This is a genomic window from Bradyrhizobium frederickii (genome assembly GCF_004570865.1).
GTDB lineage: Bacteria > Pseudomonadota > Alphaproteobacteria > Rhizobiales > Xanthobacteraceae > Bradyrhizobium > Bradyrhizobium frederickii.
Window position 1 is genome coordinate 1 of record NZ_SPQS01000046.1, and the last position, 23628, is coordinate 23628.

General features: G+C 60.5%; 11 protein-coding genes and 13 pseudogenes. 10 read left to right on the forward strand and 14 right to left on the reverse strand.

Annotation, left to right across the window (positions count from 1 at the left end; translation table 11 throughout):
• Nucleotides 1–231 (reverse strand): annotated as a pseudogene (locus tag E4K64_RS37255) (IS110 family transposase); the annotation flags it as partial.
• A 62-nt stretch (nucleotides 232–293) separates the two neighbouring features.
• Here E4K64_RS37255 and E4K64_RS37260 point away from each other — a divergent pair.
• Nucleotides 294–1220, forward strand: a pseudogene (locus tag E4K64_RS37260) (IS3 family transposase); the annotation flags it as partial.
• A 455-nt stretch (nucleotides 1221–1675) separates the two neighbouring features.
• Here the strand turns inward: E4K64_RS37260 and E4K64_RS41795 are convergent.
• Nucleotides 1676–3233 (reverse strand): annotated as a pseudogene (locus E4K64_RS41795) (oleate hydratase).
• A 62-nt stretch (nucleotides 3234–3295) separates the two neighbouring features.
• Here E4K64_RS41795 and E4K64_RS37270 point away from each other — a divergent pair.
• On the forward strand, nucleotides 3296–3550 hold the full coding sequence (locus E4K64_RS37270; RefSeq protein WP_126262034.1) for a transposase: 255 nt from the start codon (nucleotides 3296–3298) through the stop codon (nucleotides 3548–3550).
• Nucleotides 3551–3893: 343 nt separating this feature from the next.
• On the opposite strand, the gene ltrA is transcribed toward E4K64_RS37270, so the two are convergent.
• Entirely contained in the window at nucleotides 3894–4949 is a 1056-nt protein-coding gene (ltrA, locus tag E4K64_RS37275; protein ID WP_235884930.1) for a group II intron reverse transcriptase/maturase, read from the reverse strand.
• A gap of 911 nt (nucleotides 4950–5860) precedes the next feature.
• On the opposite strand from ltrA, the gene E4K64_RS37280 reads away from it, so the two are divergent.
• Together E4K64_RS37280 and E4K64_RS37285 are read left to right on the forward strand one after the other, a co-directional pair.
• A complete protein-coding gene (locus E4K64_RS37280) occupies nucleotides 5861–6115 on the forward strand; it encodes a hypothetical protein (RefSeq protein WP_126262035.1) in 255 nt (84 codons plus the stop codon).
• Nucleotides 6116–6260: 145 nt separating this feature from the next.
• Nucleotides 6261–6709: pseudogene (locus E4K64_RS37285) on the forward strand (helix-turn-helix domain-containing protein); the annotation flags it as partial.
• Here the strand turns inward: E4K64_RS37285 and E4K64_RS37290 are convergent.
• From E4K64_RS37290 to E4K64_RS41800, 8 genes and pseudogenes are all read right to left on the reverse strand, one after another.
• Nucleotides 6660–7763, reverse strand: a pseudogene (locus E4K64_RS37290) (ISNCY family transposase); the annotation flags it as partial. The pseudogenes E4K64_RS37285 and E4K64_RS37290 sit on opposite strands and share 50 nt — an antisense overlap.
• A 356-nt stretch (nucleotides 7764–8119) precedes the next feature.
• A pseudogene (locus E4K64_RS37295) lies at nucleotides 8120–8377 on the reverse strand (transposase); the annotation flags it as partial.
• A 102-nt stretch (nucleotides 8378–8479) separates the two neighbouring features.
• Nucleotides 8480–8704: pseudogene (locus E4K64_RS37300) on the reverse strand (IS3 family transposase); the annotation flags it as partial.
• Nucleotides 8705–8833: 129 nt separating this feature from the next.
• The gene (locus tag E4K64_RS37305) at nucleotides 8834–9880 is read right to left on the reverse strand and encodes a D-alanine--D-alanine ligase family protein (RefSeq protein WP_126262036.1); all 1047 of its coding nucleotides are present in this window, start codon (nucleotides 9878–9880) and stop codon (nucleotides 8834–8836) included.
• A complete protein-coding gene (locus E4K64_RS37310; RefSeq protein ID WP_164719138.1) occupies nucleotides 9871–10746 on the reverse strand; it encodes a 7TM domain-containing protein in 876 nt (291 codons plus the stop codon). Before E4K64_RS37310 ends, E4K64_RS37305 begins: the two co-directional genes overlap by 10 nt.
• A 46-nt stretch (nucleotides 10747–10792) precedes the next feature.
• Complete coding sequence (locus tag E4K64_RS37315; RefSeq protein WP_235884931.1) at nucleotides 10793–12229, reverse strand: gamma-glutamyltransferase family protein; 1437 nt, start codon at nucleotides 12227–12229, stop codon at nucleotides 10793–10795.
• Between the two features lie 137 nt (nucleotides 12230–12366).
• Nucleotides 12367–13419, reverse strand: a complete 1053-nt coding sequence (locus tag E4K64_RS37320) for a KamA family radical SAM protein (RefSeq protein WP_126262041.1) — start codon at nucleotides 13417–13419, stop codon at nucleotides 12367–12369.
• A gap of 98 nt (nucleotides 13420–13517) precedes the next feature.
• Nucleotides 13518–13898 carry an AMP-binding protein gene (locus E4K64_RS41800; protein ID WP_126262037.1) on the reverse strand — a complete coding sequence of 127 codons (381 nt, stop codon included), beginning with the start codon at nucleotides 13896–13898 and terminating at the stop codon, nucleotides 13518–13520.
• Here E4K64_RS41800 and E4K64_RS37330 point away from each other — a divergent pair.
• A pseudogene (locus E4K64_RS37330) lies at nucleotides 13882–15149 on the forward strand (IS256 family transposase). The gene E4K64_RS41800 and the pseudogene E4K64_RS37330 overlap by 17 nt on opposite strands.
• A gap of 268 nt (nucleotides 15150–15417) precedes the next feature.
• Here the strand turns inward: E4K64_RS37330 and E4K64_RS37335 are convergent.
• Nucleotides 15418–15645, reverse strand: a complete 228-nt coding sequence (locus tag E4K64_RS37335) for a hypothetical protein (protein WP_235884933.1) — start codon at nucleotides 15643–15645, stop codon at nucleotides 15418–15420.
• Between the two features lie 779 nt (nucleotides 15646–16424).
• On the opposite strand from E4K64_RS37335, the gene E4K64_RS37340 reads away from it, so the two are divergent.
• On the forward strand, nucleotides 16425–17807 hold the full coding sequence (locus E4K64_RS37340; protein ID WP_126262039.1) for an aspartate aminotransferase family protein: 1383 nt from the start codon (nucleotides 16425–16427) through the stop codon (nucleotides 17805–17807).
• A gap of 555 nt (nucleotides 17808–18362) precedes the next feature.
• On the opposite strand, the pseudogene E4K64_RS37345 reads toward E4K64_RS37340, so the two are convergent.
• Nucleotides 18363–18980: pseudogene (locus E4K64_RS37345) on the reverse strand (IS110 family RNA-guided transposase); the annotation flags it as partial.
• Here E4K64_RS37345 and E4K64_RS37350 point away from each other — a divergent pair.
• Nucleotides 18979–19835, forward strand: a pseudogene (locus E4K64_RS37350) (IS3 family transposase); the annotation flags it as partial. The pseudogenes E4K64_RS37345 and E4K64_RS37350 overlap by 2 nt on opposite strands.
• Nucleotides 19836–20671: 836 nt before the next feature.
• Here E4K64_RS37350 and E4K64_RS37355 read toward each other — a convergent pair.
• A pseudogene (locus E4K64_RS37355) lies at nucleotides 20672–21325 on the reverse strand (IS630 family transposase); the annotation flags it as partial.
• 82 nt (nucleotides 21326–21407) lie between these two features.
• On the opposite strand from E4K64_RS37355, the pseudogene E4K64_RS37360 reads away from it, so the two are divergent.
• From E4K64_RS37360 to E4K64_RS37375, 3 genes and pseudogenes are all read left to right on the forward strand, one after another.
• Nucleotides 21408–22589, forward strand: a pseudogene (locus tag E4K64_RS37360) (IS256 family transposase); the annotation flags it as partial.
• Between the two features lie 232 nt (nucleotides 22590–22821).
• Nucleotides 22822–23169: a hypothetical protein gene (locus E4K64_RS37370; protein ID WP_167767823.1), complete on the forward strand. Its 348-nt coding sequence runs from the start codon at nucleotides 22822–22824 to the stop codon at nucleotides 23167–23169.
• A 186-nt stretch (nucleotides 23170–23355) separates the two neighbouring features.
• A pseudogene (locus E4K64_RS37375) lies at nucleotides 23356–23628 on the forward strand (IS110 family transposase); the annotation flags it as partial.

A 23628-nucleotide genomic window follows, 5' to 3' on the forward strand; every position in this document is an offset into this window, starting at 1 on the left:
GGTGTGCCCCATGGCGGCGATCTTGCGGGCCAACCATTGCGAGCCGGAGCAGGCCTCCATCCCCACCAAAGCCGGTCCTGCACGTTCGAAGAACTGCAAGAGCGTATCGCGCCGAAAGGTCGCCTTCTGGATCGGCATTCCGGCGGCGTCGAGCCCAACGACGTGGAAAAAGTTCTTGCCAATGTCGATCCCAAACACCGTTGCCGGCCTGGGCTTGTTCCGTGTCCTCATTGCTTCCTCCTTTCAAAAGCCAACTCAGTCTGACTGAGAGGACGGGGCGGGTCATCCCATTAATGGTAGGGCCCGCCGCCAAGCGCGCTGCGGTCGCGCATCTGCAGGCCGTCATGAGCCTGTCGGAACGGCGGGCCTGTTCGATCGTGGGCGCGGATCGGAAGATGATCCGCTATCGCTCCGGCCGTGCTCCAGACGCGGCCCTCCGTGGCCGGCTGCGTGACCTCGCCAACGAGCGGCGACGTTTTGGCTACCGCCGGCTGTTCGTCCTGCTGCGGCGGGAGGGCGAGCCGTCGGGGATCAATCGGATCTACCGGCTTTACCGCGAGGAAGGGCTCACCGTCCGCAAGCGGCGGGCTCGCCGCAAGGCCGTGGGAACCCGTGCCCCGATCCTGGTGGAGGCCAAGCCGAATGCACGCTGGTCGCTGGACTTTGTTCACGACCAGTTCGCCAGTGGCCGACGCTTCCGCATCCTCAACATCGTCGACGATGTCACCAAGGAATGCCTAGGCGCCATTCCAGAGACGTCGATCTCGGGGCGGCGCGTGGCCCGCGAACTCACGGCAATCATCGAGCGACGCGGCAAGCCAGGAATGATCGTGTCCGACCATGGCACCGAGTTCACCTGCAATGCCATGCTCGCCTGGTGCAAGGACGCCGCCATCGATTGGCACTTCATCGCACCGGGAAAGCCGATGCAGAACGGCTTCGTCGAGAGTTTCAACGGCCGGATGCGCGATGAGCTGCTCAACGAGACCCTGTTCTTCGATCTTGACGACGCCCGCATAAAGATCGCTGTCTGGGTCGCCGACTACAATCTCCAGCGCCCCCACTCATCGCTGAAATACCTGACCCCCGCGGCCTACGCGGCCCACCTCACCGCAACGGACGATCGGCTACGCAACCCCGACCAGCTCCGCCGATCGTCCGTTGCTCCACCCGCGTCACTTGGCGTACAAAACCCCGAGACTCTAACTGCCGCTGGATGAAAATTCAGGGGCAGGTCAAACCGAGCGCAAGTCGAGTTTGTCGGACAGTTGGTCGAGGCAAGATTCCAGACCAATACGGTTGCCGCGCTTGATAACGTACGAAGTCTTTCGCACTTTCAGGATTGACGGCTTCTTCTAGAATGAAGGAGCTTTGAATGAACGATTGGAATGCCATGGGTCAGGTGATCCAAATTGATGACGACCAAATGCTACATGAACATGCGACCGCTCTATCAGCCACAACTCTCTGAAACAGGAGCCGTCGCCTGATCAAAAGTGCGAAAGATTCTGGACAGTACCAGACACTTGCGTGGCGACATGGTCTCGATCGCGCATACCATCGTCGAAGCGCATGGCGGCCGCATCGGAGCCGAAAACGTCCCGTCAGGGGCGCCGTCTTTCACGTCAGACTGCCGCTTGCAGTCGCGCGATCGCGACGCCGTCCCGGGAATGCGTCACCCGAAAGCCTTCTTCAGTGTCGCGAAGATCACCGCGAGCGACTTGTCGTGACGGGTCACCGGCGGCACCGGGCGATCGACCTTCATCAACTGATAAACCGCCATCTGCGCCGCGCGCACCGAATATTCGACAGTGAAGACGACGTCATGGGGGATCTCGACGAACTTGCTGACGAAGGCGAGGTTGACCGAATTCTTCGGCACCGGCAACGGCCGGTCGGCGAGATTGCGCGGCATGAACATGCTGGTGATGTAGGGCATGCGGCAGGGAATGCAGATCGCATCCTCGAACACGCTCGCGTCGAAGTTGAGGTGACCGCAGAGCTCCTTCAGGATCTCTGCGCCGCCGCAATCGGACATTGGCTTGGCCACGAAATTGCCGACGCGATCGGGGTGCAGCGCATAGCCCCAGAATACCTGCACGTCCTTCGGCTGCCCAGCGAAATGCGGCTGATGATACAGCACCACCGACATCAGCAGCTCGAATCCCTGAACGTGACGAGCCCGCCGGTGCCGGCCCTGTTGCCTGAGAACGCCTCCATCTTGTCGAAGAAGCGGGGGTCCCTGCAGGTAACGGTGAACGACAGCCAGTAGGATTCGGGGATTGAGGTGTTGAATGCGGACGGATTGCCGAATTCGGGAGTCCCTTCGCGATCGTCTCCCACAGCGCCCAGCCCTTGCTATCCTTCTTGGTCAGTCGCGGCGCCGGATCCGTCATGGTGCCGAGGCTCGAGGCGTCCGTCACTGAGCCGTTCTGGAAGAACACGAGGTCGTCGTCATCGAGGCGGACATTGGCGGTGCAGCCGTCGCGGTCGAGCATGAGCTGGCGGACGCGCACGCGCCAGCCGTCGTCCTCAAGCATCATGTCGGTGACAGCCGTGCCGCGCACGAACTGCACGCCCTGCTGCTTCAGCCAGTCGGCGAGCGGCCGCACGATCGCGTCATACTGATTGTAGACCGTGCGCTTGACGCCGGCGAGGGTCTCGATCCGCGGGAACTCGTTCATGAAGCGGTGCAGATAGCGCTTTAGCTCAAGGGCGCTATGCCAGGGCTGGAAGGCGAAGGTGGTCTGCCACATGTACCAGAAATTCGATTCGAAGAATCCGAGCGACAGCCAGTCGGTGATGCGGCTGTTGCCGAGCGTCTCCTCTGATGCCTCGGCGAGCCGCAGTAGCTCGAGCCGGTCGCGCGCCGAGAAGCCCATATGCGTCACATCGATCTTAAAGCGGTTGCGGTCGACCAGCCGCGCCTGCGAATGCGCTGGAGTCTCCAGATTGAACGCGATCGTCTCCTCGCGCACGCTGAGGCCGGGATGTTCGAGCGACGGAATGCTCGACAGCAGGTCCCAGGTGCATTCGTAGTGATCGGTGGTGAGCATGCGCCCGCCGCGCAACGAATAGGCGCCGTTCGCAAGCAGCGCGCCGTCGAGGCTGCCGCCGACCAGCGGCTGTGGCTCGTAGATCACGATATCGCGCCCCGGCACCCGCGCGTCGCGAACGAGGAATGCCGCGCCCGCGAGCGATCCGATGCCAGCTCCGATGAAATACGCCTTCATGATGTGCCTCGATTGCAATTCGACATTTCGAAGCGACATAGCATGGCCGGACGCATCCAAGGTTGCGCTGGATCAAGCGCGGTGAGGACTGGCTCAGCTACGCGGAATGGCGGCGGATTGAGCTGTTGTTGCCGCGAGGGCACAAGGGAGCGCATCAGATCGATGATCGATGCGTGATCAACGGCATTGTCCACTTGCTAAAAGCAGGTTCGCGCTGGCGTGATTGCCCGGAAGTCTACGGTCCTTACACAACGGTCTACAACCGCGTCAGTCGCTGGAGCCGAGAGGGCATTTGGACCAACATTTTTACGCTCTGACTGAATCAAGCGGCGTGTCCGGCTCGATCTCGGTGGATTCCAGCTAGATCAAAGCCCATGGCCCCGCGGCCGGCTCAAAAGGGGGACCTTTAACAATGCGATCGGCCGCTCGCGCGGCGAACAACCACCAAAATCCAAGCGTTGATCGACAATTTGGCCGCCCGCTTCTTTCCTGATTACTCGTGGCAACACCCACGCAGCCCGCGTCGTCGAGCCTACGACGTTAGAGCGGTCTCGACCAGATTGAATCGGGAGGGATTGATCGGGATAGGGGGACGTCTCGCGACGCCACCCCTCTCACACCACCGGGCATACGGGTCCGTACGACGGCGGTTCGACTGAGTTAAGCTGGCCCAGGAACCAGTATTCGGGGGAGACCGAGAGCGTCAAAGAAGTGGTTGCGCAGGGCGTGCTGGACCGCCGGGTGCCCGGACATTCGCCAGAGCCCCGTCGGCGAACCGGCGGCAACCGATGCGGCGAACTTCGCGATGCCGAGGCGGCGAAGCTCCGTGAATCGCTTGTGCCCGTTCTGCCATTGTCGCCAGAGATACATTCGCAGTCTCCGGCGAATCCAGGCTTCCAGGTTTGTGAGCACGCGAGGAGTCTGGCAGAACCCAAAGTACCCTCGCCATCCGATGAGGTAAGGCGAGAGGTCCTTAATAATCCTTTCCAGATTGATGCCTCGTGTCCGGCATGTGACGTCCCGAACTCGGTCTTTGAACTTAGCGAGCGCTTTCGGCGCAATGCGTCGTTCGCTCCCATCGTTCGCAATACTGAACCCTAGGAACTTGCGCCCTTCCGGTCGTGCCACCGCGCTCTTGGCCTCATTGACCTTTAGCCGGAGCTTGTCGGTCAGGAACCGGGTGATCGAGGCCATGACCCGCTCACCGGCGCGATGACTGCGAACATAGATGTTGCAGTCGTCCGCATAGCGACAGAACCGATGGCCACGTCGAGCCAGCTCCTTGTCGAGATCGTCGAGCACGATATTACTGAGGAAGGGCGAGAGCGGACCACCCTGAGGGGTCCCCTCTTCCACCGGTCTGATCAGGCCGTCCTCCAGCAGTCCGGCGTTCAGGAACGCCCGGATGAGTTTGAGCACGCGCTTGTCGGTCACCCGCGCGGCGACGCGCGACATCAAGATGTCATGGTTGACTCGGTCGAAAACTCTTTCCAGATCGAGATCCACCACAACGTTGTAGCCCTCAGCGATGTAGCGTTGTGCCTGGGCTACGGCCTGGTGCGCCGACCGTCCCGGCCGGAATCCGTAGCTGTGCTCGGAGAACGTCGAATCCCATTGTTCTTGAAGAACCTGCAGCACGGCTTGCTGAATCAGGCGGTCGACGACACAGGGAACGCCGAGCCTTCTGACCCCACCATCCGGTTTCGGAATTTCCACCCGCTTAACCGGCCGTGGCTGATAGCCAATTGGAGCCGAATTGCTGGCCAGTGCTCACGCAGGAATGCCTTGGCGACGTCGATGGTCATCCCATCGACACCAGGGCCTCCCTTGTTTCCTTGAACGCGTTTCCACGCTCTTTGAAGGTTCTTGCGGCTACACACCTCCTCCATCAGACGTTCTGGGAAAGCCGGGCTTTCGGTCGCCGGCATCGCCACAGACGGTTCGGCTCCTCCGGTCGCGGCAGCCGGGGTTTCACCCCGGCCATCCGTGCCTGAGGCCAGTCGTTGCTGGTTTGTCTGCCGCTTTCCGTTCATGAGGTGCCGATCCTACTTGCCTCTCTCACTCGTTCGGGCCTTCAGCCATCGTTTCCGACTCTGCCTATCCGTTGCTCCGCTTTTCAGCTTTGGAGTGCCTCAATAGCTTCGCCGACAGCATGACCTATTACGCCCTCTGCTGACTTCTGCCAGGTGGTCAGACGACCTCACGGTCATCTCAGTCGCCGTACAGCGACGCCGGGCAGATCTCCCGGGGTAAGTTCAATCGCCTTCGATGCACGACCGCCGGATCTACGCTTCGCGTCTTTGATGGATATGGACTTCGCGATGTGTTGCCCGCTCGTCCGACACTGGCGCCTCATATCCGGTTCTTGTTCATCGGCCCGCATCTTCGATCCACGCTTCCTTCAGACCCCGCCTCGCGGCGGCAGCCCTTGCGTTTCTCTATCCCTTCACCTCCATCAGGTTGGGTGGCAGACTTTCACTTCCGAGCTATTGAACATGCCCGGCACACAACGAAGCCGCTGCCGCGGCATTGAGTTTGTTGCTGGAGTGCGGAGTGCCAGCAACCTTCCTCACTCTCGGCAGGCGGTGGTTCGAATCAATAGACACCGTGCAGTCGGATCGACAACGATGGCGACCAACAACATCGCGACACATCCAAGGGACGATGCCGGGGCGACTTTCCGCAACGCCGTCGCACCCGTTGAAGGCCGTTGTTGGGCTTCTCGCGCCAGGGTTGTCACGAGTGACTTTTCCGCCACGCCTAACCCATTGACAGCACATACGCTCAACAACCTACTTTCCCAAATTAGCAACATCCGTGCCATATCGCTCAAGTTGTGCACGCGTTTGCGCCTGGCGATCGTCGACGATCATCGGCCTTGAAGCTCGCCCGCTGCTCGGGCGTGGCAGCGGCTCGTTCAATCCGGCTTCTATGAGGTCGCACGCCCGACCGAGCGCGCGGCTCGCGCCTGCCCCGCGACCTCACAGAACCCTCAAGATTCCGTCGGGCGGCGGTTTATGATTCAAGATGCTGGCTGGATCGGAGGCCAGCATCGGATGGTCCGCCCCCTTTCCGAATGATCTTCGTGAACGAGCCGTAAAGGCGGTGGAGTCCGGCGAGAGTTGCCATGCTGTGGCGGCCCGGTTCGATGTTGCAGTGTCGTCCGTTATGAAGTGGCGGCAGCGCTATCGCGCGACGCGTTCGGTGGCACCGGGCAAGATGGGCGGTCACCGTAAAGCCGGTTCTGGAGCCGCATCGAACGTTCATCGTGGAGCGGATCAAGCAGACGCCACATCTTACGCTGCACGGGCTGAAAGACGAACTTGCCGCGCGAGGCGTGAAAGTCTCGCACCATGCGGTATGGACTTTCCTGCGACGCGAAGGTCTCAGCTTCAAAAAAAACACTGTTCGCCCTTGAGCAGGGCCGAGGCGCTCCTGCACGTCGCGGATGTCGCGCAACAACGCGACTGGATCGAGAGCGGCATAGATTTCTTGGAGATGATGGCGGACAGCGTCAGGCGTGCGGGCGTCCGCTGCCAGGCGCTGGTGAGGTGTTGCCGGCGCGCTGTATGTCTTGCGTACGCGAGCACCGTCGCGCTGCTTGGCTAACAGTTTGAACGAGGGCTGGAAGAAGTTTACGAACAGCCGCGCTGATCGATATAATTCGGCCTGCAGCTCGGCCGCTTCCACGCCTTCGAACCTACGATAGCCGACCATCCTGCGGACGACCGCGCCGCTCTTCTGCTCGACGAACGCCTGGTCATTCTACCGGTAGGGACGGCAATGCGTGAAGACAATGTTGGCCGCCTCGCAGTAGGCTTCTCGTTCATGAACACGGTATCATTGTCGGTATCGAGGCCGAGCAGCACAAAAGGCAAATGTTTGCGCAATTCCGTCAGCACCGTGCTCAACAGCGTCTGTTCGCGCACGATCAGAGGAGCGCACTCTGTCAAGCCGGTAGCAATGTCCGTGAGCACGAGGGTCTGGATGAAGCTGCCGCGTGCAGATGGACCGCTATGCGCTACAAGGTCAGCCTCGACGACCCCCGGCGCCGGATCGTTCCAATCTGCCGACGTCCGTATTGGAACACTGCGACGCAGGGAATGCGCTGCATGCCGCTGGCGCTGGCGTCCTAATTGTTCTCGGATCCGAGCCAATGCGCGATCGATCGTCGCAGCGCTCATCGCCAAAAGTTTGTCGTGGATTTCAGGGGAAAGCTTGAGCTGGTTGTGCCGTTCAATTTCCTCAACCAACGCTGGCAGCGACGCTTTCAGTCGCTTTCCGCAGATCCGGTCTGACGCTTCCCAAAGCAGCACGAGCCCGTTGTGTTCTGCCTCATTACAGACCCGACGTCGTGTCCGTCGGCCTCGGCGTACGTCTTCCTGGCCTCGAAGTAGACGCATCGCATGTTTGCGATGGAATCCGGTGATGTCGACATATCCGCGCCTTCTTCGCGCTATCCGAACGCCGATAGCGCGCGCCCGCCGCCGCCGTCAGTTCCTTCCGCGTTGCCATGCTCAGCCACCCCATCTGCGCCCCCGCTCGTTCCCGATCCAGGGGAGCAATTTACGTGAGGCAACGGCTCAGCATCCGGTAACAATTAAGGCGAGGCAATGCGGGGTCTCACCCTGTTCGCCGCATTCCCGTAGGCCCGGGCAGCAGACTGCGAGGTTCGAGTCCTGATGACGAGACAGTTGATCGGCGCCGCGTAAGCCCTTCGCCGAAAACGGGCCAGTGCCCGATTAGCTATCTGGGAACGCGGCGTGCTGATCTCATCATGGCCTGGCTGCAACCGCAGCCCACTCGCGAGAGGCCGGATACATTTACGCAGACTGTCGAAGTCGGATCGCTCAAGAGCCTTGCACAGGCGGGGCAGACCATACATTTCGGCGGATCACGTCCTGCAGCATCTCCTTGTCGAGCGACAGATCGGCGACCAGCTTCTTCAGCTTGCCGTTCTCCTCCTCGAGCTGCTTCAGCCGGCGCATCTCGGTCGGCAGCAATCCGTCATACTTCTTCTTCCAATTGAAGTCGGTCGCCTGGCTGATCCCGGCCTTGCGGCAGATCTCCGCCACCACACCCCCGTCGCTGCCCTGCTTCAGGATGAACGCCTTCTGGGCGTCCGAAAACTTTGAGGCCTTCATCGTCGTCGCTCCTCCCTGCCGGGTGGATTTACGCAGCGCCAACTCTAGCCAAAAATGGTCCAGTTTGCCGGCCTCAGATCACTGATGAAGTGCTACCCAAAACTAGGTGTTTAGTCCCGGCATTTGCTGGAGCGGGTTGAGTTTGAATCGTTCGGGCTGGGAAGTCCAGCATTTGCAAATGTATTCGTAGGGTGTGAGGCCCTTCAGGGTCTTCAGCCGCCGAGCATAGTTGTAGGCGTTGATGAGGTCGGCAAGGTGAGCTTCGAGCTGATGGTGTCGATCGTAGTAATAGCGTTGGACGATCGCTTCCTTGGTCGTGCGGTTCATGGACGTCTGACTGAACCACCGCTTCGGCCGAGAGCCAGAACGAAACCTCTGTATTGCGTGACCTCAATTGTATTGCGTGACCTCAATACGTGGTCCAGTCAGTTGCCGGAACGACAGCCCAGCGGTCCACTATCCAACGGCAGAATAAATCCGGTCACGACTCGTCGCTTGTTCGGCCTCAGAGATGCCGATTCCGAAATAGCGCGTGTGGGCGACATCCAGGATGCGATTGACCAGGCCCGGGAAGCTGTATCCGGCGGTTTTCGCGGCCAGGATGTACGAGGCGCTCATGCCGAGTGCCGCCATGGAGTTGATCTCCAGGACAAAGGGCCGTCCCGAGTGATCAATCCGGATGTCGACGCGGGCGTAATCTCGGCATCGGCAGGCACGGAAGGTCGCAACCGAAATATCCCGCAGAAGCTTCGCGAGGCTGCTCCCAATTTGAGCCGGGCAAATCTTCTGTGGCTCCGCGGCTCCCATGTGCATCTTGTCTTCCCAGGTGATAAGGCGGGTTTCGCGCTCCCCAAAATCTTGCTCCACCAAAGGCAAGGTCTCAGGCTCCCCGTTTCCGAGCAGTGCGACACAGATTTCCCGACCTTCAATGTATTCTTCCACGAGCGCATCCTGCGCATATTCCGTGACGATCTGTTCGACGGCCTCCCTCAATCGAACCGGTTCATATACGAGCTGCAATCCGAAACTAGTGGATTCGTGAACCGGCTTCACCACGACCGGAAATCTGAGGTCGCCGGTACTCTCGGTCCCGTGACGCATCACGCGAAACTTCGGGGTCGGCACCCCGCGATCGCGGATCAGCCGTTTGGTGATGACCTTATCGAGCGCCAGACCGTGCCCGAGCGGGCTCGAGCCGGTGTAGGGAATGCCGGCCAATTCGAGCATGGCGGGAACGTGCGTGTAGCGGCACTCGCCCTGAATTCCATACGCCATGTTGAAGACGATGCCGGAGGGCCGGCCGTGGGGATCGGCCGGCATGAACCGCTCGAGAGTAGTAAGCAGTCCCTTGTCGCCTTCGCACAGCAACGTCTCTTGTCCGCCTTCTCGCAGTGCCGCCATCACATATTCGACCGTTCTGCGGCCGTATTTCTCCGGACAAAGCTGGCCGAACCGGTTGATCACGCCCGTATGATCATTGTTCCACACCACGGCTACCCGCATGACTGCTTCCTCCCTTGTGTTTGTCCGCTGTCAAGTCGTTCGGTTGGATCCGCTTCATGAAGGGGAAGCAGCTCCGCTGGACGAACCGCGCTCAACTGGCCGCGCCGCCAAGCGGCAAGCGGGTTTGCTCCCTCCAAGAGGCGGAAATCGAGATACTCGTTGATCAGCAAAATGCAGCCGGCCTGCACCAGCAGCAGTTCCGGGAAACGCAGATAGATGCCGAGCGTGCCCGGCAGGCTCATTACAGTTACGATGGTGAGGGCTGCCAATACCGTGGTAAACGTACGCCAGACCGCTTCGTAGACTCCGTCCTCGTCAAGCACTTTTGCAAAGCTCTCGCAGGTCAAACACAGCGCGATCACGGGGAAAAGCGCTATCTCGCGAAGCCAGGCAATATCCCACCAATTCCCCGCCAGCAAAGGCGCGTCCAGCAGCGCTGCCGCCAGACCCAACAGCACGGCTATTCGCGCGTAACTGTGGTCCGTCTTGAGCAGCGGCCGCAAAGCCACGGTAACAAGGAGCACCAAGAGCAGGAATGCGAGGCCGATCGGGATGCCGATGATGTCGAAGCCGATCGCCATCAAGATTGACCGAAAGAGGCCCAGCACCTTGACGCCAAGCGTGAGGCGAAAGAGCACGACCACGACGGCGCCCAGGGAAACAAACAGCACGCTCTCCGCGGGCTTGTAGAACTGGGCAGGCAACTCGGTGAGGGAAAAAAAACTCGAACAAATGGACGAGGTCGGCAGCATCGGAAGCTTGCTGAGCGCGATCCCGAGCGGCAGGGCAAAGAGCCCGACGAGCAACCAGTCTGTCTTGAGCGCGGCGGCCGCTTGCGCATCGTCGTTCTTGCATGTTCCGTTCAAGAGAGCACCTCCGCAAGGCCATCACGCCTGGGATCGGTCGCGCCTTTCACGCTGCGTCGGCAGCAAATTGCAGCGCATTGACTGAGCCCATCGCAAAACTGTGCCGTGACTTGACGATCGGCATGCGGCCGCGCGCACGCAATTTTGCCAACAAGGACTCACTGGCCGCCGGTCGCTCGATCCAGACCTTGCGACCGACCAGCCCGTGGACGCGAGGCGCCGCCACGGCCTCGGCGATGTCCAAGCCTCGGTCGATCACGCCACTTACGACCTGAAGAATTGCCGAAACGATCCGGCGACTGCCGGCGGCGCCCAATGCGAGAAGGGGCAGGCCGGTTGAGTCCTGCAACACCAGAGTCGGGGCCATGTTCGAGCGCGGTCGACAACGTGGCCCGAGTCCATAGGGGTGAGATAGCCGGGGACACGTGCAGAGATAATTGTTGTATAAGAATCCCAGTTCACGATGCGCCACTTTGGCGCCGAAGAGCGACTGAATGGATTGCGTCAGCATCACGACGGTCCCGTCCCTATCGCAGACCGATAGGTGGGTCGTATCGCCCGGCTCTTCGGGGCTATCGAGCTGCGTGCCGGTTCGTGAATTCAGGACGGTGTCGGCGACCCGCCGCGCATAATTTTCGCCCAACCGCAAGTCGCGCAGATGCGGAGTGAAGTCGTCTGGCGCCAAAGGGCTGAGCTCCCGATCACGAAACACGGCAGATGAGGCGAGCGCGATCGCAGCGCGCCAATCATCATCGGAGGAGGCGACTCCTAGCGCTCGCGTCTGTGCGAGGACATTAAATGCCAGCAGGAGTTGCATCCCACCGCCAGGCGGCGGGGCACTGACAATCCGATGTCCTCCGTAAAGCGCCGAAACCGCGTCTGCCTGCGCGGGCGCACTGCAGCTTGCCAGATCTGCTTCAGTGATGAGACCTCCACAGGCGCGCATGTCAGCTGCGATCTGCCGGGCGATTTGGCCGCAATAGAAGTCTTCGATGCCGAGATCCGCAAGCCGGCGTAGTGTGGCGGCAAGCTTCGGTTGTCGAAAGGTGCGACCGATGTCTGGCGGCAGACCCTCGTGCAGGAACAGCTCGCCGGCCGGGGATGCGCGCAGATAATCGGCTACCCACCGGGTGTGTCGCTGCTGCAACGGCGTGATCGCATAGCCTTCTTCGGCGATGCGGATAGCTGACGCCATCACCCTTTCGCGGCTGAGCACACCGTATTTGCGATGTGTCCAGTCCAGCGTCACGGGAGTCGATGGAACCGTGCAGGAGCGGTACCCGCGCCGCTGCTCATTCACCTCGATCGTACCGAGCGAAGCAGCCGCGGGCGCCCGGGAATGTCCGTCGATAAATTGCGTTCGACCGTCCGCAAACCGGACGAGCAACACGGTTTGCCCGCCGAGACCCGACGCGCTCGGTTCGCAGACGCACAGCGTCCAGGCCGCAGCCACCGCCGCGTCGATCGCATTGCCCCCGGGCACGCAGGATTTCCGATCCCGCTTTGGTAGCGAGGGGGAAAGCCGTCACCACTGCCCCGTCGCGTTGCCGCATCGGAACGGCAGCATTTTCGAGCTCCACGCGCTCTGGGTCGATGATCAGCATCGCGGGCCTGTCAATCTCATGCTTCAGGCAGATCGTCCAACCAGCAGGCGCCTCCGACGTGCGGCCGGGAAAAGATCTTTCCGATTTTTGCGGGAGTCTTGTTCTGATGATATCGCATATACACGCGGCCATCGGCTCCGAGGTCGAGGATCTCGATCTTCCCGGTGTAGTGGGACATAATGTATTTGAATGTCTTCTGGATGCCGCTGAGACGTTGGTTGATGCCGCGCGCGATCTCGATCCCGCGGCGCAATGAAACTTGAAAATGCGATGCGCCCTTCACCGGCCTGCCCTGAAAAAGATAATAGGGGCGGACACCCATTTCGTGACATTTGGCGAATGTCGCCGCCAGGACGTCGGGATCATCGTTGACTCTTGAGAGGAGCACGGATTGGTTGAGAAACTGCACGCCTAGCGCGCGCAGGGAGCGGATGTTGCGCTCTGCATCGACCGAGATTTCGCCGATGTGATCGAAATGTGCGACGATCACTGCGGTTTTGCCCGCGTCTTGGATCCGCTGGAATAGAGCGGTCAGAGCCGGATCCTCGAAACGCCTGGGCGCAAAGGCGACCGTTTTTGTTCCGAAGCGGATCGAAGTCAGATGGGGGATTGGCAGCAGGTGATCGACAATCTTGTCGAGCTTGCTGGTGCTGAGCACAAATGGATCACCTCCCGACAGCAGCACGTTCGTCATCTCTGGATGTGCGCCAATGTATTGCGCCACGCGGGCAAGATCGGGGGCGATTTCATCGGAATCCTTGCCGACGATGCGCTTGCGGAAGCAGTAGCGGCAATATGAAGCGCAACGGTCTGTTACCAGCAGCAACCCGGTCTGGGGATACTTGTGCTGGAGGCCGGGCACGACCGTGTTATCGTGCTCGCCGCTGGTATCAAGTCTGCCGCGACTGTCGAACTCCGCGAGCGAGGGCTCCACGATGTGCTTAAGCTGGTCGTAGTAGCCACTGGCCGAAATCTGCTCGCGATAGAACCTCGTGACGTGGTAATGCGTGATGTCGTTGGCCTGCAGCTCATCCTCGGTAACGATGCGCGCGCCTTCGATGAAGTTCATGACGGCGGCGTGCGGCCGCACGTCCGATCCTGTCGGTGATAATTGAGGCGGGCAAACGCGAGGCGCCGCCGAGGTTGTCAGCATGAATGCACTCCCTGTTAATTGTGTGATGAAGGCGCGTCTCCGGCTGACGCTGCACGCCGCCGGACGCATAAACGATGAAGACTCTCTCCGACGCACAGCCCTGCCAGAAGCTGCCACAACGAGATGTCGAAGCAGTGCGACGCCGTCTGCGCGATGCAATCCGTCCGAGTGAGGGCCAGGGCATTAATCTTTTCCATCAGATGATTGTTTAGGGCCGCGCGCTCGATCATTGCGCCCTTAGGCTGGCCCGTCGAGCCAGACGTAAACAGAATGTACACGAGTCCGTCCTGTTTCGCCTGGGTGATGACGACCTGAGAAAGGCGACGTATCGAGGCGGGTGATGAAGCCTGCCAGCAACCTCCAGAGGAGCGATACGCCGTGAACGAGACTACCAATGTTTTTCCTCTGCGTCAGCCCGATCAGATTGCTGATCCACTGACGGATATTCTGCGTGCCGGAGCTCGCGAACTGATCGCCCGGGCTGTCGAGATTGAGTTCACTACATTCCTGGAAACGACGAAGCATCTGGCGCTGCCGGATGGTCGGGCGCGCGTGGTGCGGCATGGATATGGGCCGGCGCGCGAAATTGCCACCGGCATCGGCCCTGTCGTGATCGCCCGTCCGAAGGCCCGCGACCGTGGAGCAAGCGGGCCAGGTGACAGGATCCGGTTTCATTCGACGATCCTGCCGCTCTGGGCCCGCCGGGCGAAGAGCTTGGACGCGTTGATCCCCGTGCTCTATTTGCGGGGAATCTCGACCAGCGACTTCCAGGAGGCGCTTTCGGCCTTGCTCGGCAAGGACGCGCCGAACTTGTCGCCGCCGGTCATCGCTGGCCTGAAGAAGGACTGGCAGGCCGAATACGAACGTTGGCAAAAGCGCGACCTGTCGGCGCGGCGGTACGTCTATATCTGGGCGGATGGCGTCTATCTGCAGGCTCGCATGGAGGACCATGCCGAATGCATCCTGGTGTTGATAGGCGCCACGCCTGAAGGAAAGAAGGAACTCATCGGCTTCCAGGTCGGGGTACGCGAGAGCGCACAAAGTTGGCGAGAATTGCTGATCGATCTGCGCAAGCGCGGCTTGCAGATCGGGCCTCAGCTTGCTGTCGGCGACGGCGCTCTCGGCTTATGGCGGGCGCTCGATGAAATCTTCCCCGGCACGCAACATCAGCGATGTTGGCTGCACAAGGTGAACAACGTGCTCGACAAGGTCGCCAAGTCCGTGCAGCCGGCAATAAAGAGTGATCTGCGTGACATCTACCTAGCGCCGAACCGGGCGGCCGCTGAAACAGCGATTGATATCTTTGTCGAGAAGTACGGCGTCAAATACAAGCCGGCCGTTGAATGCCTGATCAAGGATCGCTCGGCCATGTTGGCGTTTTATGACTTCCCTGCCGAGCACTGGTCGCATCTGCGCAAGTCGAATCCAATCGAGAGCGTCTTTGCACGGTCAGGCACCGGACTGTGCGAACGAAGGGAGCGTTATCGCCACACACAGCAAAGTTGATGGTCTTCAAGCTCGTCGGCGCCGCATCTAAAACTTGGCGACGGTTGAAGGGCACAAATCAGTTGCCGAAGGTGATATCCGGCGTAAAGTTTGCGGACGGAATCGAAGTCATTCCGACCGCTGAAGTCCGCGCCGCCTGATCGGACCGCGTCACCCAAAATCCGTCATAGCTCGACAGCGCCTGTCATGCCCCCAAGCCAACAGCCGCCGAGCCGCGTCCGCACTGCCAGCGACCTGAAACTGATCGACAAGTCACCGCCCTGTCTTGGTAGTTGCTCCAGGGCATTCGTCCGGAGGATGCATCCCCGTCGGCTTCTTGCCCCGCTTGAAGCTGACCAGGGCGAAGTTAGCGACACGGCAGGGAAGCGCCTCCCTTTGTCCACCTCGAACCGTCCAGTCGCGTGGCCGCTAGCGTTGCCGCTGTTTAGGTCGCGAGGCTGCCACCGTGAGTCCGGTGTGATCCTTGAGGCTATCGATTACCGTGACCGCCGCTTCGAGTTCATCTCGAAGACGCTTCGTAATCCGCAGAATGCCGCTCGCGAGCTCCTCGCGGCTGATTTCTGCACCGTGAGCAACTTTTTCTTCGAGGTCGCGTATAGCTTCGTCGATCTTGTGCAGCGAGAATGTGCTAGGCATCATCCGGCTCCGTCATGATTAAGGGGCCGGCATCCGCCGAACCACGGTGTAAAAATGCGTCCGCTACACGGTTAAGTAAAGCGGGTGGCGTTGCGGGAAAATCTGTCCCCATCTCGCGTCTGAGCGCCTCGAATTCGGATAATGTCGAAAAAAGGCAATCCGCCACCGCGTCCATTTTTGAGCAGATAACTTCAACCCGGGATCGCCAATCGGCCAGCTGTTCTTCAGTTCGCTATGGGCCGTACGTGTCTTCTGCCGGTGTATGGCTTGGCGCACGGACGTAGTCCGTGAATGCTTGGATTGCCGCTACCACTTCGGTTCTGGGCACGGCGGTTACTCCTATGAGCCAATCCAGCTCGAACAGCTGCAGGCCGAGTACTCTGATATGACATGCACGCGGGGACGCGGCAACCCACCGGTGCTGGTAGGTGCCCCGGTTACTTGTACGCGCCATTATCTGGTGGCGCCTCGGAATATGTCTCACGAGCAAAGGTGGTCAGCCATGCCAATCCAAGGTGGAAGGCTGACCACCGAAGTCTGCGGCACGTGGCAGGGACAGCGCTTATGGCGGCGCCGAGTCTCGCTGCCGCTCGCTTCACCGGCGGTGGGTGTGCCAGGGACAGCGTCGCTGGCATTTGGCGAGGCGGAGTCGCGCCCGCGCTGCTTGCGGCCACTGCTGAGCACTTGCTGCCGACGAATTGGCGTTGCAAGTTTTGCCTCGTCGCAATAGCCAAGTCATGACGGTACCGGCGGCATAACGCTTTCAAGGATCACCGCAAATGTCCATGCTGCCCAATTCGCAAGAGGCCCGGGATGTCGCCTATCAGCTCCATCCCTATACCAATGCGCGCATGCATCAGCAGGCCGGTGCCCTGGTGATCGAGCGCGGCGAGGGGCCTTATGTCTTCGACGCGTCGGGCAAGCGCTATTTCGAAGCGATGGCGGGCCTGTGGAGCGTCGGGCTCGGCTTCAACGAGAAGCGGCTGGTCGAGGCGGCGTACAAGCAGATGCAGGCGCTGCCGTTCTACCACACCTTCTCCGCCAAATCGCACGGTCCCTCGATCGACCTCGCCGAGAAGCTGGTGGCGCTCGCGCCAGTGCCCATGAGCAAGGTGTTCTTCACCAATTCCGGCTCGGAAGCGAACGACACCGTCTTGAAGCTGATCGCCTATCGCTCCAACGCGCTCGGCCAGCCCCAGCGCAAGAAGGTGATCAGCCGCCTGCGTGCCTATCACGGCGTCACCATCGCGTCCGCCAGCCTCACCGGCCTGCCGAACAACCACCGCTCGTTCGACCTGCCGCTGCCGAACATCCTGCATACGGGCTCGCCGCACTTCTACAAGGACGGCGCGCCCGGCGAGAGCGAGGAGGCGTTCGCGACGCGGCGGGCCGAGGAACTCGACGCCCTGATCCTGAAGGAAGGGCCCGATACGATCGCGGCCTTCTTCGGCGAGCCGGTGATGGGGGCGGGTGGCGTGATCGTGCCGCCGGCGACCTATTGGGACAAGATCCAGAAGGTCCTGAAGAAGTACGACATCCTGCTGGTCGCCGACGAAGTCATCTGCGGCTTCGGCCGCACCGGCAAGATGTTCGGCTGCGAGACCTATGGCATCAAGCCGGATGCGATGGTGGTCTCCAAGCAGATCACCTCGAGCTATTTCCCGCTGTCGGCGATCATGCTGAACGACCGCATGTTCGAGCCGATCGCGGACGAGAGCAACAAGATCGGCGTGCTCGGCCACGGCTTCACCGCGAGCGGCCATCCGGTCGGCTCGGCCATTGCGCTGGAGAACCTCAAGATCATCGAGGAGCGCAGCCTGGTCGCGCATGCCGCCGAGCTCGGTGGCTACATGCAGGGCAAGCTGCGCGAGCTCGGCAGCCATCCGCTGGTCGGTGAGGTCCGCGGCGTCGGCATGATCGCGGCGCTCGAGCTCGTGCTCGACAAGCAGCGCAAGACCGCGGCGGCGACGCCGGGCGCCGTCAGCGGCATCGCCAGCCGCATGCTCCACGAGCGCGGCGTGATCTCACGCAACATGCTCGATGCCATCGCCATATGCCCGCCGCTGATCGTCACCAGGGCCCACATCGACGAACTGATTGCGGCCATTACCGGTGTGCTGAACGACATAAAGCCGGAAGTGGCCAAGCTGACGCCGGCTTAAAGGGACGCGCTTCGTCTGGCGATCAGTCCAACCCCGTTACCCTGAGGTGGCCGCCTTCTTCAGCGTCCCTCGAAGGGCGCCGGCCCGTCTGGCTGCGACGGGCTCATCCTTCGAGGCTCCCCGTGCAGTGCATCGCCGTGCACGCCTCGTATTTCCAGCGACAATGCGCGGGGTTGACTGGGCTAAGGTTTGGTCGGCGGGGGCGCTAGCGAGGATTGCCTACGCGGCGCCTCGCGATGGGGATGACTGGGGCGGAGGCTGCGCGGGATTGCTTGAGCACACACTTAGTGACAATTTTGCAACGAAGCCTATATGATCTGTGCTTCTGTATTCGGTCTGGTTCTTTCAACCCTTAAGAGCGCGTGCCCGCGTGCCGCGGTTACCTTGCTTTTGTTCGTGGTCGGCAAAACCGCCACACTATGGGATTCGGTTGAATGGTCGGTTCAAACTCTTCGGCGTAGTCAGCCGCCTGGAGGGCGGACGCCACGACAGATCATACGAACTCGACCATCCCCACGCCCGCGACGGGCGTCTGTTGGGATGGCGATGGCGTCCTTACGCCACTGCCGTCCATCGGAATTCGAGTCCATCAACCCACATTCGGTGAAGGACGACAGCCATCTTTCTGGCCAGCGCGACCTTCGCACGCTTGCTTCCTTGCCGGTGGGCAACACGCACCGCCCAGGCCTTCATCGGAGACCATCGGGTTGATGGCCTGAGAACGACGTTGGCAGCTTCGAACAGGGCTGTGCGCGTCTCTCCATCTCCGACTTTTGTGATCCGTCCCACCCGATCAACCTCGCCAGATTGGTATCGGCGGGGCGTTAACCCGAGATAGGCGCCGACGGATTGGGAATGCAGGAATCGCCTGGGATCGTCCACAGTGGAGCGGAAGGTCAACGCAGAGACCGGGCCGATCCCCGGCATCGTCATCAAGAGCCGACAAGCCGGGTCACTGCGCACGGCCTTCAGAACCAGACGATGCAGTCGGCCGTACTCCCGCATCAGCGCTTCGCGTCCTGCAAGCAGCGGATTCATGATCGCCTCCAGTAAGGCGTCATCGCTGACCAACTCACGAACTCGCGCTGCGAACAGAGTCAGCGAGACGATTCCGACTTTGAGACCGAGCGGACGCAGAAGTCCGCGGATGACTTGCTCTGTGGCAGCGAGCGCTCACCAAAGCGGGATTGCTGAGCGCAAGCCGATGATCGACCGTGAGCGCGAGCTGCCGCTCACTAAGCAGACCGGGGCTTTGAACATCAGCCGCGGCAGCGTGTACTACCTGCCGCGGCCGATGCCGGACGCCGATCTCGCGATCATGCGGCGTCTCGACCGGCTGCATCTGGAGTTTCCCTTCGCCGGTTGGCGAATGCTGAGAGGGCTGCTGGCGGCCGAGGGGTGCAGGATCCGCCGCTATCATGTCAAAACGCTGATGCGACGGATGGAAATAGGGGCGCTCTATCGCCGTCCAGCTCACCACCAGACCCGAGCCCGGCCACAAGATCTATTCACACCTGCTGCGCGGGATGGAGATCACCCGCCCGAACCAGGTTTGGGCGATGGACATCACCTACAGTCCAATCGCGAGCGGCTTCGTCTACTCGCCGTGGTGCTGGACTGGGCAACACGTCGTGTTCTGTCGTGGCGGCTGTCGATCACCATGGACACAGCCTTCTGCGTCGAAACCCTGGAGGATGCCTTGGCTCGTCACGGCAAGCTGGACATTTTCAATACGGATCAGGGCTCGCAGTTCACCGGCCAGCTTTTGCCGGCGCGCTCGCCGACAACGGCATCGCGATCGGCATGGACGGCAAAGGTGCGTGGCGGGACAACGTGTTTGTCGAGCGGCTCTGGCGCAGCGTCAAATACGAGGAGGTGTACCTGCGGGCCTATGACAGCGTCAGCGAGGCGCGCAGCTCGATCGGCCGATATCTCAACTTCCATAACAGCAGGCGTCTCCATTCGAGTCTTGACGGCAGCACGCCGGATCAAGCCTACTTCATCCCACTGCCACTCCGCATGGCGGCCTTACCCCGGCAGAGGCTCCACCTATCGACGCGGAAACTCTGTTCAGACAACCGGGACTCTCTCATGGACATTCTGCGCGATGTGATCGGCCTCCTTGCGATCCTGACGGTGCGCAGATCCTCGTCGCTGCCCGCGCCTTCCGTCAGCCGAATCTCGAATTTCCCGGGCATGAATCGGCTTGAGCATGTAGCTCACCTCGCGAACCTTATTGATGCTTCTTGCTTTCGCAAATTCGGCGGTCAGGAACTGCTGCCGCCAGCGCAGGGTACTCACATTTCGTAGACCGCGAACATTACGTCGCATGTCAGAGTCATAGAATTCTCGTCGCAAACGCGACCTTGTTGGTGCGGCTCCAGAGCATAAGGCAACTGCGATTGGCGATTGGCAGACAAAATCCGAGTGACCCAACAGGGCAAGAAAAACAGATCCCAGAAACGAAAGGCCGGCGCGATGGCAGGCTCCACCATCTTGTCATAGCTTGCTGGGCCTAACTAAAAGGCCGAAGCGAGGCATTCAATTATGCTGTCGAACAGCGTTCTTTGACGCAGTTGGCACGGTCTTTGATAGCTGCTGCCCACACAGAAAGGGAGACAACAATGAAGACCGATATGTCAGCCTATGGCGTAACGGAACTAACTCCTCAAGAAGCATCTGCAACTTCGGGAGGTTGGTTGTGGACGATTGTGGCAGTGTTGGCGGGCCTAGCGGCATCCATCGCCGCTGGCCGCCTCTTGCCTAAATCTTGAAGCCAAGAAAGCGAATGTGGTCCTAGCTGTCGCGAGATGCCGCCGCGCCTGTGTGTTTTGAACGGCAACTCTAGTACTTCTGCACAGTGATTATGACTCTTTGGAAGGGTTTGGGTAGGCGCGGCCCATTTTGGCGCGGGCCTTTTGTGTTGTGAACATCCATTTAATGCAGGAGCGAGCGGCATTTCGCTGGCGTTCCCAAGCGGAGATTTCGCGGCGCAGTCGCTTGGGGGTGTCGATCCTGCGGTCGAGGCATTGTCCCCGCAGGACGCCGATCTCGATCTCAACCATATTGAGCCAGCTCGCGTGCTTGGGGGCGTAGTGGAACTCGATCCGCCGCAGGATGCGCCGTGCTTCGGCAGGCGGGAAGGTTTGATACAGGGCGCCGGCGGAGTGGGTCGATAGATTATCCTGCACGACACGGATGATCTCGGCATCGGGATAATGGATGTCGACGAGGTCGCGCATGCATTGGGCATAGTCTTTTGCCGTTCGCCGCTCGGTGAGCTTGACCTTCCGCCAGGGGCGATGCACGTCGAGGAGAACGAACAGATTGACCGTCCCATTGCGACGGTATTCGTAGTCGTAACGTTCGGGCCGGCCCGGCCTTGGCGGAATTGGCTGACGGACCTCGCCGATGAGCTGCACGGGGCTTTCGTCGAAGCACACCACCGGCCTGCCCGGATCGGGTGCCTCGGCATAGAGATCGAGCACGTCCTCCATTCGGGCGACGTACTCACCATGATAACGTACAGAGTCTTTCGCACTTTCAGGATTGACGGCTTCTTCTAGAATGAAGGAGCTTTGAATGAACGATGGGAATGCCATGGGTCTGGTGATCCAAATTGATGAGGCCCGGATTCGAGATCACCTGGGCGAGATGGTCCGCGGGACGGTGGAAGAGACACTGAACGCCATGCTGGAGGCCGAAGCGGACCAGCTGTGCGGGGCTGGGCGGTATGAGCGCAGCCCGGCGCGGCAGGACACGCGGGCGGGCAGCTACGAGCGAACGCTGCACACCAAGGCGGGCGACGTCAATCTGAAGGTCCCGAAGCTACGGCGGCAAACCTTCGAGACGGCGATTATCGAGCGCTACCGGAGGCGGGAGAGCTCGGTCGAGGAGGCGCTGATCGAGATGTATCTGGCCGGGATTTCGGTTCGGCGGGTCGAAGACATCACGGAGGCGATGTGGGGCACCCGGGTCAGCCCGAGCACAGTGTCGAACCTGAACAAGAAGATCTATACCAAGATCGAGGCGTGGTGGGATCGCAGGATCGAAGGCGAGCATCCGTATCTCTACCTTGACGGCATCGTGATGAAGCGCAGCTGGGCTGGTGAGGTTCGCAACGTCTCGCTGCTGGTGGCCTCGGCGGTCAATGCCGAGGGGTTCCGGGAGATCCTCGGCATCTGTGAGGGCGCCAAGGAGGACAAATCCGGCTGGTCATCGTTTCTGCAGCATCTCGTCGATCGCGGTCTCAGGGGCGTGCCGTTGGTGGTTTCCGATGCGTGCCGAGGTCTTGTCGACGTTGCGGATTATCTGCCGGAGGCCCGCTATCAACGCTGCATGGTGCATTTTTATCGCAATGTCTTCAGCCACGTGCCGTCGACCCGGGTCCGCGAGGTGAGCCACATGCTCAAGGCCATTCATGCCCAGGAGAGCCGCGCTGCGGCCGACGAGAAAGCCAGGACCGTCATCGCGGATCTGCGGGCAAGCCGTATGGCCAAAGCTGCTGATCTCGTCGAGCAGGCGGTTCACGAGACGCTCGCCTACTATGCCTTTCAGGACATCCATTGGCGGAAGATTCGAACGAACAATCCGCTCGAGCGCATCATGAAGGAGATCCGGCGACGAACCCGTGTCGTCGGCGCCTTCCCCGACGGTCAATCCTGTCTCAACTTGGCGGCGGCCCGGCTGCGGCACATTGCCGGAACGGCGTGGTCGACCAAATGCTACATGAACATGCGACCGCTCTATCAGCCACAACTCTCTGAAACCGGAGCCGTCGCTGTAGCGAGACCGAACTTTGGACCACCCAGAATTAGAGTTTTGCGCCTCTGTCACGTTGGCGGGCTGGTTGCGCCGACGTGGTTGTGCAGCAAAATCGGCGGTCGATTGCCGATCGCGCCATGGGGCCGTTCTTCGTTGTACAACAAGGATTGAGAACGCCCACGGGATCGTATGCCGTGAGGTTCTGTACCGGCTTCATCCTTGGGCAGGCAGCGAGGTTTTCGTCCATGCCGTGATCGACAAGGCGGACGGCGTTGTTTTCCGCTGCACGCTGGATGGATCGGAGACGCAGCGTTTTCTGGAGATCCCATCCTGGATGTTCGACCGCGCGGCATGTGCTCGGGGTTACAGCCTAACGGCAGAGCCCTTTGTCAGCCTGGAAGCGCTCAACGCGTTGTCGTCGCTTCTCGATTCAGTGGTCAAGAGCGCGACATCATCATTGAATGAACCGCTTTCCGGTGCATGCGGAGCTTCTCACGACCAGAATCGGGGAGAGGCTCATGGCAAGCAGGACGGCGATATCGGCGAACCCGGTTCGGCGCAACCGGCGGTTCGGCATGCATCAGATGGACCTGTTTGAAATGGACCCGCGGAGCGGGACAGCTTGAACAGGTTTGTTAGTTGGAAACTGACCGCTCCTGATCCGTTTCTATCACGCTGCGAGAAACCCTGTCTGCTGCTGTTGCTGTGATGGGGTGGACGCCCCTCGACGGCATCGATGTGCCAAAGTGAAGGGTGTTTAACCGTCACAAATGAGGAAGCGTCCATGAACGAAGTTAGCACGATTGGACTAGACTTGGCGAAACATGTTTTTCAGGCACATGGCGCAGACGCTAGCGGCGGTGTTGTTTTCCGCAAACAGCTGCGTCGTGACAAAGTGCTGGGTTTCTTTGCCCAGCAGCCTGCGTGCCTGGTAGCGATGGAAGCCTGCGCCAGCTCTCATTACTGGGCTCGTGAGCTTGGCAAGCTGGGTCACACCGTGCGTCTGATTCCACCGTCCTATGTAAAGCCGTTTGTTAAGCGTCAGAAAAACGATATG

Coding starts and splice junctions, on each gene's coding strand:
- E4K64_RS37280 (WP_126262035.1), top strand. CDS start 5,861: ATGGCGACCAACAACATCGCGACACATCCAAGGGACGATGCCGGGGCG.
- E4K64_RS37305 (WP_126262036.1), bottom strand. CDS start 9,880: ATGCGGGTAGCCGTGGTGTGGAACAATGATCATACGGGCGTGATCAAC.
- E4K64_RS37320 (WP_126262041.1), bottom strand. CDS start 13,419: ATGAACTTCATCGAAGGCGCGCGCATCGTTACCGAGGATGAGCTGCAG.
- E4K64_RS37335 (WP_235884933.1), bottom strand. CDS start 15,645: ATGCCTAGCACATTCTCGCTGCACAAGATCGACGAAGCTATACGCGAC.
- E4K64_RS37340 (WP_126262039.1), top strand. CDS start 16,425: ATGTCCATGCTGCCCAATTCGCAAGAGGCCCGGGATGTCGCCTATCAG.